The 12424-nt window shown below is 61.4% G+C and carries 11 protein-coding genes and 1 riboswitch; of the genes, 8 read left to right on the top strand and 3 right to left on the bottom strand.

Annotation, left to right across the window (positions count from 1 at the left end; all coding sequences use genetic code 11):
- Positions 1-28 precede the first annotated feature (28 nt).
- Both pyrF and ettA read right to left on the bottom strand, forming a co-directional pair.
- Complete coding sequence (gene pyrF, locus IEX75_RS04555; protein ID WP_188793042.1) at positions 29-847, bottom strand: orotidine-5'-phosphate decarboxylase; 819 nt, start codon at positions 845-847, stop codon at positions 29-31.
- Positions 848-1073: 226 nt separating this feature from the next.
- Complete coding sequence (gene ettA / locus IEX75_RS04550; RefSeq protein ID WP_188793041.1) at positions 1074-2735, bottom strand: energy-dependent translational throttle protein EttA; 1662 nt, start codon at positions 2733-2735, stop codon at positions 1074-1076.
- 235 nt (positions 2736-2970) lie between these two features.
- Between ettA and IEX75_RS04545 the strand changes: the two genes are divergently transcribed.
- The 4 genes from IEX75_RS04545 to nrdR all read left to right on the top strand — a co-directional run bounded on the left by IEX75_RS04545 (position 2971) and on the right by nrdR (position 6630).
- Positions 2971-3834: a DUF817 domain-containing protein gene (locus IEX75_RS04545; protein ID WP_188793040.1), complete on the top strand. Its 864-nt coding sequence runs from the start codon at positions 2971-2973 to the stop codon at positions 3832-3834.
- A 283-nt stretch (positions 3835-4117) separates the two neighbouring features.
- The gene (glyA, locus tag IEX75_RS04540; RefSeq protein ID WP_188793039.1) at positions 4118-5371 is read left to right on the top strand and encodes a serine hydroxymethyltransferase; all 1254 of its coding nucleotides are present in this window, start codon (positions 4118-4120) and stop codon (positions 5369-5371) included.
- A 5-nt stretch (positions 5372-5376) separates the two neighbouring features.
- A complete protein-coding gene (locus IEX75_RS04535; protein ID WP_188793038.1) occupies positions 5377-6090 on the top strand; it encodes a CTP synthase C-terminal region-related (seleno)protein in 714 nt (237 codons plus the stop codon).
- Between the two features lie 3 nt (positions 6091-6093).
- Entirely contained in the window at positions 6094-6630 is a 537-nt protein-coding gene (gene nrdR / locus IEX75_RS04530; protein ID WP_188793037.1) for a transcriptional regulator NrdR, read from the top strand.
- Between the two features lie 124 nt (positions 6631-6754).
- Here the strand turns inward: nrdR and cysK are convergent, their stop codons facing one another.
- The gene (gene cysK, locus IEX75_RS04525) at positions 6755-7711 is read right to left on the bottom strand and encodes a cysteine synthase A (RefSeq protein ID WP_188794320.1); all 957 of its coding nucleotides are present in this window, start codon (positions 7709-7711) and stop codon (positions 6755-6757) included.
- Between the two features lie 115 nt (positions 7712-7826).
- On the opposite strand from cysK, the gene ribD reads away from it, so the two are divergent.
- The 4 genes from ribD (at position 7827) to ribBA (ending at position 12330) form a co-directional block, all read left to right on the top strand.
- The gene (gene ribD, locus IEX75_RS04520) at positions 7827-8933 is read left to right on the top strand and encodes a bifunctional diaminohydroxyphosphoribosylaminopyrimidine deaminase/5-amino-6-(5-phosphoribosylamino)uracil reductase RibD (protein ID WP_423373131.1); all 1107 of its coding nucleotides are present in this window, start codon (positions 7827-7829) and stop codon (positions 8931-8933) included.
- 29 nt (positions 8934-8962) lie between these two features.
- Complete coding sequence (locus IEX75_RS04515) at positions 8963-9976, top strand: Gfo/Idh/MocA family protein (RefSeq protein ID WP_188793036.1); 1014 nt, start codon at positions 8963-8965, stop codon at positions 9974-9976.
- Positions 9977-10300: 324 nt separating this feature from the next.
- Positions 10301-10448: riboswitch (FMN riboswitch) on the top strand.
- Positions 10449-10578: 130 nt separating this feature from the next.
- Positions 10579-11220, top strand: a complete 642-nt coding sequence (locus tag IEX75_RS04510) for a riboflavin synthase (RefSeq protein WP_188793035.1) — start codon at positions 10579-10581, stop codon at positions 11218-11220.
- An 18-nt stretch (positions 11221-11238) separates the two neighbouring features.
- Positions 11239-12330, top strand: coding sequence for a bifunctional 3,4-dihydroxy-2-butanone-4-phosphate synthase/GTP cyclohydrolase II (gene ribBA, locus IEX75_RS04505; RefSeq protein ID WP_188793034.1), 1092 nt, complete (start codon positions 11239-11241; stop codon positions 12328-12330).
- Positions 12331-12424 lie beyond the last annotated feature (94 nt).

Raw genomic sequence — 12424 nt, 5'->3', positions numbered from 1 at the left:
TTCCTCGAAAGAAAAAGTGTCGGATGAATCAACGCATCCGATACTGATTGATGCTGTCGCGCAGGTCGAGTGTTGCCTTGCGCGCCGCGTCGGCAAAATTCTCATCATTGCCGGCATAAAGAATCGCGCGGGATGAATTGATCATCAGGCCGGTGCCGGCGACGGTCTGGCCGTTGCGTACCACGGCTTGCACGTCGCCGCCTTGCGCGCCGATCCCGGGGACCAGCAATGGCGTATCGCCGATCAGTGCGCGCACCTCGGCCAGTTGTTCCGGATACGTGGCGCCGGTAACCAGGGCGCAATTGCCGTGCGTATTCCATTCCTGCGCAATGATGCGCGCGACATGCTGGTAAAGCGGCTTACCGGCCACGTCCAAGTCCTGCAGATCGGCAGCGCCGGGATTGGATGTGTGGCAAAGCAAGATCACGCCTTTGTCTGCGCGATCGAGGAATGGCTGCGCGGAATCGCGGCCGAGATAAGGGTTCAGCGTTACCGCATCGGCACCGAAACGTTCGAATGCTTCGGTGACGTAATGCTGCGCCGTGCTGCCGATATCGCCGCGCTTGGCATCGAGGATCACTGGTATGCGCGGATGCTTGGCGTGGATGTGCGCGATCAGGCGTTCCAGCGCTACTTCTGCGCGCAGGGCCGCGAAGTGGGCGATTTGCGGTTTGTAGCTGCAGACCAGGTCGGCGGTGGCGTCGACGATCGCGGCGCAAAAGTCGAATACCGCATCAGGGCGGCCTTTGAGATGCGCGGGAAATTTGGCGGGTTCGGGGTCGAGGCCAACGCAGACGAGGGAGTTGTTGAGGGTCCATGCGGCTTGCAGGGATTGCATGAAATGCATGGGTCTCTCTCCTTGCCAAACTACGAATTGATGTAAGCGTTGTAGTTTCTGCGCTGTCGCAATCTGCTCCCTCCCCTACGTGCAGTAGGGGAGGGTTGGGGTGGGGTGAAGCGAATCTCGCGAAGATGCTCAATCATGCCTGAGGTTCAGTCCGGCAAAGCCGAGACGCGAGCTTTCGCTCGCCACCCCACCCCAGCCCTCCCCTGCAAGCAGGGGAGGGGGCAGGTCAGGCCAGCTTCTTGTACTTCACCCGATGCGGCTTCGCAGCCTCATCGCCCAGACGACGCTTCTTGTCCGCCTCATACTCGTTGTAGTTGCCCGGGAAGAATTCCACATGCGAGTCGCCTTCGAACGCGATGATGTGCGTCGCGATGCGGTCGAGGAACCAGCGATCATGCGAAATCACCATCGCGCAGCCTGGGAACTCCAGCAACGCATCTTCCAGTGCGCGCAAGGTTTCGATATCCAGGTCGTTCGACGGTTCGTCGAGCAGCAGCACGTTGCCGCCCTGCAGCAGTGTCTTGGCCATATGCAGGCGGCCGCGTTCACCGCCGGACAGATTGCCGACGATCTTTTGCTGATCGGTGCCCTTGAAATTGAAGCGGCCGATATAGGCGCGCGACTGGATTTCGAAGTTGCCGATGGTGAGGATGTCCGACCCGCCCGAGACTTCCTGCCACACGTTGTTTTTCGCATCGAGCGCGCCGCGCGACTGGTCGACGTAGGCGAGCTTGACGGTATGGCCGATCTTCACTTCGCCGTTGTCGGGCTTCTCGACGCCCGTGATCAGCTTCATCAGCGTGGATTTGCCCGCGCCGTTCGGACCGATCACGCCGACGATGGCGCCCGGCGGCACTTTGAAAGACAGGTCATCAATCAGCAGTCGATCGCCGAAGGACTTGGTGACGTTCTTGAACTCGATCACTTCCTGGCCCAGGCGCTCGCCCGGCGGAATGAAGATTTCGTTGGTTTCGTTGCGGCGCTGGTATTCGACCGCGTTCAGCTCTTCGAAGCGGTTCAAGCGCGCCTTGCCCTTGGACTGGCGACCCTTGGCGGCGGAGCGCACCCACTCCAGTTCTTTTTCGATGGCCTTCTGGCGTGATTTTTCCTGCTGCGCTTCTTGCTTCAGGCGCTGGTCTTTCTGTTCCAGCCACTCGGTGTAGTTGCCCTTCCACGGAATACCGCGGCCGCGGTCGAGTTCCAGAATCCACTCGGCGGCGTTGTCGAGGAAGTAGCGATCGTGGGTGACGGCCACCACGGTGCCGGGGTAGTCCTGCAGGAAGTGCTCCAGCCATTCCACCGATTCGGCGTCCAAGTGGTTGGTCGGTTCGTCGAGCAGCAGCATGTCCGGCTTGGAAAGCAGCAGGCGGCACAGTGCCACGCGGCGCTTTTCACCACCGGAGAGCGGGCCGATCTTGGCGTCCCACGCGGGCAGGCGCAGCGCGTCGGCGGCCACTTCGAGCTGGCGCTCCAGCGCGTGCGCGTCGTTCACGGCCAGGATGTTTTCCAGTTGCTGCTGCTCGGCGGCGAGCTTGTCGAAATCCGCGCCTTCTTCGCCGTAGGCGGCGTAGACCTCTTCGAGGCGCTTCTGGGCGTCGAAGATCACCGACACACCTTCTTCCACTGCCTGGCGGACGGTCTTCTCCGGATCCAGCTCCGGCTCCTGCGCCAGGTAGCCGACCTTGATGCCCGGCTGCGGACGGGCCTCGCCCTGGAAGTCCTTGTCGACGCCAGCCATGATGCGCAGCACCGTGGACTTGCCCGCGCCGTTCAAGCCCAGCAGGCCGATCTTGGCGCCCGGGAAGAAGCTCAGCGAAATGTCCTTGATGATCTGGCGCTTCGGGGGAACGATCTTGCTGACCCCGTTCATGGTGTAGATGTATTGCATGCTGGCTCCGTAGGCATGCGCGTGACCGGCCCGTTGGGACAGGCGACGCGCAAAGGCGTGGGTATCAAACGTCCGATTATAGCGGTTTATGCGTAAGCGCCGGTGACGGTGTGGCGAGGCTCGCCGCCTTCTTGCGAGCCGATGGTCACCTGTTCGCCACTTTCTACGCTCGCCGAGCCATACCGTACTGCCAGGCTTGCCGGCCAAGCAGGCGACACGCGTGGTGGCAGGGCGAATGGCGACAGAAACCGGATTCCTCAAGGTGCTTTGCGTGCTGCGCCACTGGGATGAGCGCGCTGGAAGGTGGGCGCATTCGCGTGGCCGTCTTGCCGTGGTCTTGCATGAATTCGTCTGCTTCGGCGTCAAGCAGGCGTCGGCATGTTTGTTCGGCGGCAGCATGCTGTTGCTGCTTGGACTCTCCTGGGCGTTCTACCCGCCGCATGCCGCGTTGGCGCGCTACGACTTTCTCACCCTCGCTGCGTTGCTGATCCAGTGCGTACTCATTGTCAGCCGATTGGAAACGTTGGAAGAGGCGAAGGTAATCCTGCTCTTCCACCTCGTCGGCACGGTGATGGAAGTTTTCAAGACCTCAGTAGGATCGTGGATTTATCCGGAGCCATCGCTGCTGCGCATCGGCGGCGTGCCTTTGTTCAGCGGCTTTATGTATGCCTCGGTGGGTAGCTACATCGCACGGGCTTGGCGGCTGTTCGATTTCCGGTTCACGCGGCATCCGCCGTTTGCAGCAACGGCGTGGTTGGCCGTGGCGATCTATGCGAACTTTTTCACGCATCACTTTCTACCTGATTTGCGATGGCTGTTGTTTGCGGCGGTGACGTTGCTGTTCGGGCGTACCTGGGTTTATTTCCGCATTCGCCATGTGCATCGGCGCATGCCGCTGCTGCTGGGTTTCCTGCTTGTGGCGATGTTCATTTGGTTCGCCGAAAACATCGGCACTTTCAGTGCCGCATGGCGTTATCCCATGCAGCATCACGGTTGGCGCATGGTGCCGCTGTCGAAACTGGGATCATGGTTTCTGCTGATGATCATCAGCTACGTGATGGTGAGCGCGGTGGCGAAACAGCGAACGCAGGGTGTGTAGGTTGGGGTGCAAACCCCAACACTGCCATCGCCATGCAGGCCGACGTTGGGATTTGCACCCCCAACCTGCACTTATGTCCTTGTGACTCATTGGCATGATTGCGCGCCAGGTGTGCGTACAGCGGCACATGTCGATTCAGTTTTTTAAGGTGAAACAATAGGTTGTGCGCAAATTGCGGCTGCGCGAAAACGCGTGTTCCGGTTATGCCACGGTGGCCGCAAAGCCCCCCGACTATTACACTTTGAAGTCTTAACCCCGTCCCACGCCACCCCACGAGGCCCGAATGTTCCCGAAGCAGCAAACGATTGCCGGCTATGACGACGAGCTGGCCAAAGCCATTGCCGACGAAGCCCGCCGCCAGGAGGATCACGTCGAGCTGATCGCTTCGGAGAACTACGCCAGCCCGCGCGTACTGGAAGCCCAGGGCTCGGTGCTCACCAACAAATACGCCGAAGGCTATCCGGGCAAGCGCTATTACGGCGGCTGCGAATACGTCGACGTGGCCGAACGCCTGGCCATCGAGCGCCTGAAGCAACTGTTCGGCGCCACCTACGCCAACGTGCAGCCGCATTCCGGCTCGCAGGCCAACCAGGCGGTGTACTTCGCGCTGCTCAATCCGGGCGACACCATTCTCGGCATGAGCCTGGCGCACGGTGGCCACCTGACTCACGGCGCCAAGGTCAATATCTCCGGCAAGCTGCTCAACGCAGTGCAGTACGGCGTGAACGAGCAAGGCCTGGTCGATTACGACGAAGTGGAACGCCTCGCCATCGAGCACAAGCCGAAGATGATCGTGGCCGGCTTCAGCGCCTATTCGCAGGTGATGGACTGGGCGCGCTTCCGCGCCATTGCCGACAAGGTCGGCGCTTACCTGTTCGTCGACATGGCGCACGTGGCCGGCCTGATTGCAGCGGGCGTCTACCCCAGCCCGCTGCCGCATGCACACGTGGTGACCTCCACCACGCATAAGACCTTGCGCGGCCCGCGCGGCGGTTTCGTGATCGCCCAGGGCGCCAGCGAGGAGCTGGAAAAGAAGCTGCAATCCATCGTGTTCCCCGGCATCCAGGGCGGCCCGCTGATGCATGTGATCGCCGCCAAGGCGGTTGCATTCAAGGAAGCGCTTGAACCAGCCTTCAAGGAGTACCAGGCGCAGGTGGTGAAGAACGCCAAGGCCATGGCCAAGACGCTGATCGAGCGTGGCTACAAGGTCGTCTCCGGTGGCACCGAAAACCACTTGATGCTGATCGACCTGATCGGCCGCGAAGTCACCGGCAAGGATGCGGAAGCCGCGCTGGGCAAGGCGCACATCACCGTCAACAAGAACGCTGTACCGAACGATCCACGCTCGCCGTTCGTCACCTCCGGCCTGCGCGTCGGCACGCCGGCCATCACCACACGCGGCTACAAGGAAGCGGACGTGGTGGAACTCACGCAGTGGATCTGCGACGTGCTGGATGCACCCGCCGATGAAAGCGTGATCAACGCCGTGCGCGAGAAGGCGTCGGCACAGTGCAAAAAGTTCCCCGTTTACGGATGAGTGTGATGGAAACCGTGCACATCGGTTTGATCGGTGATCGTGACGACGGCGTGGTGGCGCATCGCGCGATTCCCGTCGCGCTTGCGATGGCAGCCGAAGCGACCGGTGTGCCGGTCCAGTTGCATTGGGTCGGCACCGAGACGGTGGGAGACGGCCATGCGCTGGAGGCCTTCGATGCGCTGTGGTGCATACCTGCGAGCCCATATCGCAGCATGGACGGCGCCCTGACGGCCATCCGCCATGCGCGTGAAGCACAGGTGCCTTATCTGGGAACATGCGGCGGTTTTCAGCACGCGGTGGTGGAATACGCCCGTCATGTGCTTGGCTGGGCGGATGCGGAACATGCCGAAACTGCTCCAGATGCAGCACGCCCCGTCATTGTGCCGCTGAGCTGCGGTCTGGTCGAAGTGCGCGACACGGTGAAGTTACTGCCAGGTTCGCGCATCGCTGCCATTTACCAGGCCGATGAGATTGAAGAGGGTTATCACTGCCGCTACGGCTTGGGCAGTGGCTTCCGCGAGGCGATAGGCGATCATCCTCTTCGTGTTGCGGCCGTTGACGAACAGGATGATGTGCGGGCCTTGGAATTGGACGATCATCCGTTCTTCATTGCGACGCTGTTCCAGCACGAACGCGACGCCTTGCAGGGTGTTTGCCCGCCACTGGTCAAGGCATTCGTCAAAGTGGCGAGCGAGCTACGTATCGAGAAAGCTGCCTAACTCATGCATTGCCCTTTCTGCCAGCACGAAGACACCCGCGTGATCGATTCACGCCTTGCCGACGATGGTGCTACGGTGCGTCGCCGTCGCGAGTGTCCGCAGTGCGGTGAACGCTTCAATACGTTCGAAACGGCTGAGCTGAAACTGCCGGCGATCGTGAAGAGCGGCGAGCGGCGGGAGAGTTTTGACGAGCGCAAGCTGCGCACCAGCTTCGAGCGCGCCTTGCAGAAACGCCCGGTAGCCAGTCATGACGTGGACGCTGCGGTGCGCGCGGTGATCGACGATCTGCGCAGGAGCGGCGAGCGTGAAGTGCCGTCGCGCTATGTGGGCGAGCTGGTGATGCGCGAACTGAAGAAGCTCGATCAGGTTGCTTACGTGCGCTTTGCGTCCGTCTATCGCAAGTTTGAAGACGTGCATGCGTTCCGCGAAGAGATCGAAAAGCTGGAACGTGATTTGCCGGGGCTGGAGAGTTTGCAGTTGTCGTTGCTGGGTGAAGCCGGAGCGGCGGCTGCGGCAAAGCGGGGACATCGCAAGGGTTGAGTTACGGTAGGTTGGGGTGCAAACCCCAACATTGCCATCTCCACACCGCGCGATGTTGGGGTTTGCACCCCAACCTACGATCGGTCCACGGTGGAATGACGGTGAGGTGAGATCACCTCAGCGCTTAGCCTAAACTCTCCAGCCAAGCATCATCCGACCCTTCTTCCACGCCCTCAAACAAGAAGGTCGACAAATACCGCTCCCCCGTATCCGGCAACATCGCCAGAATCACGCTACCTTCCTCAGCCTTTTCCGCGTATTGAAGCGCGGCGGCCACAGTAGCGCCGGCAGAGATGCCGACAAAAATCCCTTCTTCCTTGGCAAGGCGGCGCGATGTATCGCGAGCCACCACCTCATCCACCGGCAGATCCACGTCGAACACGTTGCGGTTGAGCACCTCCGGCACGAAATCCGGCGTCCAGCCCTGGATCTTGTGCGGCTGCCATGGCTTGTCCAGCAGCATGGATGCACCCGCCGGTTCGGAGACGACGATCTTCACTTCGGGACGAGCCACCTTCAGCACTTCACCCACGCCGGTCAGCGTGCCGCCCGTGCCCCAGCCGGTCACAAATGCATCCAGCCGTTTGCCGGCGAAATCACGCAGGATTTCCGCCGCGGTGGTGTTGCGGTGGTAAGCCGGATTGGCCGGATTCTGGAACTGCCGGGCCAGGAACCAGCCATGCTTCTTTGCCAATTCCTCCGCGCGCCGCACCATGCCCGTGCCACGTTCGGCAGCGGGTGTCAGGATGACTTTGGCACCGTAAGCACGCATCAATTTGCGGCGTTCGACCGAGAAGGTCTCGGTCATGATGGCCACGAAGCGATAACCGCGCGAGGCGCATACCATCGCCAGCGCCACGCCAGTGTTGCCCGACGTGGCTTCCACCACCGTATCGCCCGGTTTGAGCAGGCCTTTCTTTTCCGCATCGAGAATGATGGCAATGGCCAGGCGGTCCTTCACCGAACCGCCAGGATTAAATGCTTCCACCTTTGCATAGAGCGTCACGTGCTTGGGCGCCACGCGATGCAGGCGGACGATGGGCGTGTTACCGATGGTGTCGAGAATATTGTCGTAGATCATGTCCATGGCCTGTCCGCGGATAAGATTTCTAGGCTACTCCCGAATTCGTCCGCGCGACAAATGCCGGGCGATCCCGCACACTGACGATCTTGCATAACCATATTCAGACGCTTCTATGACAGTTTCCGTCGTCGATGCTATGCACATGGCTCAGGCGTTGCGCCTGGCCGAACGTGGCCTCTACACCACCCAACCCAACCCGCGCGTGGGTTGCGTCATTGCCCGCGGCGAACGGGTGGTGGGGCAGGGCTGGCACGAGCGCGCCGGTGAACCGCACGCCGAGGTGTATGCATTGCGGGAAGCAAAAGACGAAGCACGCGGCGCCACCGCTTATGTCACGTTGGAACCTTGTGCCCATCACGGTCGAACGCCTCCTTGCGCCGATGCGCTGATCGCCGCCGGTGTCAGCCGGGTGGTCATTGCCGCGGAAGACCCGTTTCCCCAGGTAGCCGGGCAGGGCATCGCCAAGCTACGTTCCGCAGGTATCACCGTGGAAAGCGGCTTGATGCGGGATGCCGCGAGGGAGATCAACCTGGGTTTTTTCAGCCGGATCGAACGCCACCGTCCCTGGGTGCGGGTGAAATTGGCGATGAGTCTGGATGGCCGTACCGCGTTGGCGAACGGCGAGTCGAAATGGATTACCGGAGAGGCAGCACGGGCGGACGTGCAACGCTGGCGGGCGCGCAGTTCGGCCATTCTTACGGGCATCGGCACGGTGCTTGCCGACAATCCGCAGCTCACCGTGCGGCTGCCTGCAGAAGCGGAGCCATCGAGCCGCACCTATTCTCCCTTGCGAGTCGTCCTCGACCGCCATCTCCGCACTCCCGCCGGCAGTCATGTTTTGGACGGCCAAACGCCCACGCTCGTTCTTCATTCAACGTCGGCGGCGGCCACGGACGACCGTTTCGCGCGCGTGGAATGCATCGCCGTCGCCGAACAGCACGAAGCGCTTGATCTGCAAGCCGTGCTGGCCTTGCTGGCTGGACGCCATTGCAGCGAGCTGCACGTCGAAGCCGGCCCCACTTTATGCGGCGCCTTGTTTGCCGCCGGCCTGGCCGATGAGTTGCTGATCTACATGGCGCCGCTGCTGCTGGGCGATACCGCAAGGCCCTTGCTGGCTTTGCCTCCGCTGGCGGATATGACCGCGCGCTGGAAGCTCAACGTGCTGGATACCCGTGCTCTCGGCCAAGACCTGCGCTTGCGCTTGCGGCCTGCTGTTTGAATTCGTCCGCAACGATTCGGAGTAACAACATGACCACGGCAACCATCCGCTGGGGCATCATCGGGTGCGGTGATGTCACCGAAGTCAAAAGTGGCCCGGCGTTCAATCGCATCGAGGGTTCAACACTGGCGGCGGTGATGCGTCGCGATGGCGACAAGGCGCGCGACTACGCGCAGAGACACGGTGTGCCGCGATGGTATGACGATGCCGCTGCCTTGATCGCCGACTCGGAAGTCAACGCCGTCTACGTCGCCACGCCGCCCTCCTCGCATAAATCGTATGCGCTGATGGCCATTGCCGCAGGCAAGCCGGTCTACGTGGAAAAGCCGATGGCACGCGATCATGCGGAATGCCAGGCGATTCTTCGCGCTGGCCAAAATGCTGGCGTGCCGGTGTTCGTCGCGTACTATCGCCGCTGCCTGCCGCGCTTTCGCAAAGTGCGTGAGCTGCTGTTCGAACAGCGTGTGGTAGGTGTGCCACGCATCGTCAACATCGTGCTGCACGAGCCGCATCATCCGCGTTACCACGACCGTACCCATTTGCCTTGGCGCGTGCAGCCGGAGCTTGCCGGTGGCGGCATCTTCATGGATATCGGTTGCCACACGCTCGATATTCTCGATTGGCTGTTCGGCCCCATCGTGATGGCCAGCGGACAAGCCAGCAATCAGCTTGGCGCTTATCCTGCTGAGGACAGCGTCGCCATGTCCTTTGCTTTCGGCAACGGCATGCTGGGCACTGGCATTTGGAATTTCGCCAGCCACCGGCACAAAGACCGCGTCGAAGTGATCGGCGGCGCGGGGCGCATCGTGTTCGCCACCTTTGGTGACAGCCCGATCCGCGTGGAGAGCGAACAAGGCACGCAGGAATATGCCGTTCCGAATCCTCCGCATATCCAGCAGCCGCTGATCGAAACCATCGTGGCGGAACTGAGCGGACAGAAAGGGGCCTGCCCTTCGACTGCAGAGTCTGCAGCCCGCACCAGTTGGGTGATGGACCAGGTGCTGCGTGATTACCGGCAGCAGACGGGGCAGGTGTTTGCCTAGCCGTGTACGCGCGGATGACGATCGTGGGTTTGCACCCTGAGATATCCCCACGTTTTTTGCGTTGTCCAAGCGGAAAAGTTGGAGTTCAGGTCACTGTTGTTTCAGAGCGAACCGTCATTCCGGCGAAGGCCGGAATGACGACTGGCTTCGAAACAAACTTCATGTAAACCCAGGACTTCTCCGGCATAACGGGCAAAAAACGTGGGGATATCTCAGGGTTTGCACCCCAACCTGTGCAGAGTCGAGTACACACCATCCACCCAGGTGAACGGCCGCCGCCCCATTCAGTGCTAAACTTCGCCGGCCGATTTCGGCACTCACTACAAACGTCTTCAGGGCGGGGCGAAATTCCCCACCGGCGGTAGGGGCCGTAAGGCTCAAGCCCGCGAGCGCTTCCGGTCACGCCGGAAGGTCAGCAGATCCGGTCCAATGCCGGAGCCGACGGTCACAGTCCGGATGAAAGAAGACGGCACCATGCATCGCGTGTAGCGGTGCACGTGCCATTTGCCTTGGGGCGTTCCCACAACAGGTATTTCGTGGAGAACGTTCATGTCTAAGCATTACAACCAAGCTCCAGCCGTCCCCCCAGGGGAGGTGCGCTGATGTTTACCGGCATCATTCAAAGCGTCGGCCGCATTGCGCGGCTGGAACCACGCGGCGGTGACGTGCGGCTGCACGTCGATACCGGCGATCTGGATCTTTCCGATGTGCAACTGGGCGACAGCATCGCGGTATCCGGTGTGTGTCTTACGGTCGTCACGCTGGAATCGCGCGGCTTCGCGGCTGACGTCTCCAACGAGACGCTGTCGCTGACCGTGCTAGGCAAACACAAGCCCGGCGATGCGGTAAATCTTGAAAAAGCGTTGCGGCTCGCGGACCGGTTGGGTGGCCATCTGGTCTCCGGCCATGTCGACGGCGTGGGCAAAGTTGTTTCCATAGCGCCGGATGGCCGCTCGTTGCGCTGGACATTCGAAGTGCCGGCGCAGTTGTCGCGCTACATCGCATCGAAAGGTTCCGTGTGCATCGACGGCACCAGCCTCACCGTCAACGAGGTCAACGGCAATCGCTTCGGCGTCAACCTTATTCCCCATACGGTGGAACACACGGCCTTTCATGCGCGCAAAGCCGGTGATGCGGTGAATATCGAAGTGGATGTGGTGGCGCGCTACGTGGAGCGCTTGGTCGCCGGCGGCGGAGCGCCGCGGATCGATGAAGCGTTTCTCAAGCAGCACGGTTTTGCATAAGTCCTCAAGGAATAGAACATGGCATTCAATACCATCCCCGAAATCCTCGAAGACATCCGCGCTGGCCGCATGGTCGTGATCGTCGACGACGAAGACCGCGAGAACGAGGGTGATCTGATCATGGCTGCGCAAATGGTGCGGCCCGAAGACATCAACTTCATGGTGCGCGAGGCGCGCGGCCTGTTGTGTTTGACGCTTACCGAACAGCGTACGCGCCAGCTTGGCTTGCGGCCGATGGTGAGCGACAACACCTCGCCGTACCACACCAACTTCACGGTCTCGATCGAGGCGGCGGAAGGTGTCACCACCGGCATCTCCGCGCACGATCGCGCGCGTACCATCCAGGTGGCGGTGAAGTCGGATGCAAAACCCCAAGATCTCTCGCAGCCCGGCCATGTTTTTCCGCTGACCGCGCAGCCCGGCGGCGTACTGACGCGTGCGGGACATACCGAAGCCGGCTGTGATCTCGCGGCACTCGCCGGCCTGGAACCGTCATCGGTGCTGATCGAAGTGCTGCACGAAGACGGCTCGATGGCGCGCCGCCCCGAGCTGGAAATATTTGCGAAGAAGCACGGGCTCAAGATCGGTTCCATCGCCGACCTGATCCGCTACCGCATGGAAACCGAAAAGACCGTCCAGCGCGTGTACGAAGAAGAGGTGCAAACCGAGTTCGGTTCGTTCCGCCTGGTGGCTTATCGCGATGCGATTCGTCATGGCCTGCACTTCGCCCTGGTACGCGGCAAGGTGGATGACGGCCAGCCGGTCTTGAGCCGCGTGCACGTACGCAACACCTTGTCCGACGTATTGCATCTGCAGCGCGAGGATCTTGGCCTTACCGTCACGGCGGCCTTGCGCCGCATCGCCGACGAGAACCGCGGTGTGCTGCTGGTGCTGTCCGGCGAGGATACGGCGGATGTCTTGCTTCGCCGCCTCAACCGGCAACCTGTGCAGCAGGAGCCCAGCGACCATCATCAGGAATGGCGGCAGTTGGGGTTGGGCGCGCAGATGCTGACCGACCTGGGCGTGCACCGCCTGCGCGTGCTCGGTACGCCGCGCAAGCTGGTGGGACTGGCGGGATACGGCCTGGAATTCGTCGAATACGCCGAATAGCGATTCGCCTCGTAACTCCCTGGAGGCCGTCATTCCCGCGCAAGCGGGAATCCATTTTTACGCTGCATCAGAGCAAGATGGATTCCCGCTTGCG

The organism is Dyella nitratireducens (assembly GCF_014642835.1).
Classification (GTDB): domain Bacteria; phylum Pseudomonadota; class Gammaproteobacteria; order Xanthomonadales; family Rhodanobacteraceae; genus Dyella_B; species Dyella_B nitratireducens.
Note: the sequence above shows the minus strand (reverse complement) of the source record. Positions and strands in the feature narration are given on the sequence as shown.

Excerpts from the sequence above, each read along its gene's own strand:
- pyrF (WP_188793042.1), bottom strand. The coding sequence starts at position 847 with ATGCATTTCATGCAATCCCTGCAAGCCGCATGGACCCTCAACAACTCC.
- ettA (WP_188793041.1), bottom strand. The coding sequence starts at position 2,735 with ATGCAATACATCTACACCATGAACGGGGTCAGCAAGATCGTTCCCCCG.
- IEX75_RS04545 (WP_188793040.1), top strand. The coding sequence starts at position 2,971 with ATGGCGACAGAAACCGGATTCCTCAAGGTGCTTTGCGTGCTGCGCCAC.
- glyA (WP_188793039.1), top strand. The coding sequence starts at position 4,118 with ATGTTCCCGAAGCAGCAAACGATTGCCGGCTATGACGACGAGCTGGCC.
- IEX75_RS04535 (WP_188793038.1), top strand. The coding sequence starts at position 5,377 with ATGGAAACCGTGCACATCGGTTTGATCGGTGATCGTGACGACGGCGTG.
- nrdR (WP_188793037.1), top strand. The coding sequence starts at position 6,094 with ATGCATTGCCCTTTCTGCCAGCACGAAGACACCCGCGTGATCGATTCA.
- cysK (WP_188794320.1), bottom strand. The coding sequence starts at position 7,711 with ATGATCTACGACAATATTCTCGACACCATCGGTAACACGCCCATCGTC.
- ribD (WP_423373131.1), top strand. The coding sequence starts at position 7,827 with ATGACAGTTTCCGTCGTCGATGCTATGCACATGGCTCAGGCGTTGCGC.
- IEX75_RS04515 (WP_188793036.1), top strand. The coding sequence starts at position 8,963 with ATGACCACGGCAACCATCCGCTGGGGCATCATCGGGTGCGGTGATGTC.
- IEX75_RS04510 (WP_188793035.1), top strand. The coding sequence starts at position 10,579 with ATGTTTACCGGCATCATTCAAAGCGTCGGCCGCATTGCGCGGCTGGAA.
- ribBA (WP_188793034.1), top strand. The coding sequence starts at position 11,239 with ATGGCATTCAATACCATCCCCGAAATCCTCGAAGACATCCGCGCTGGC.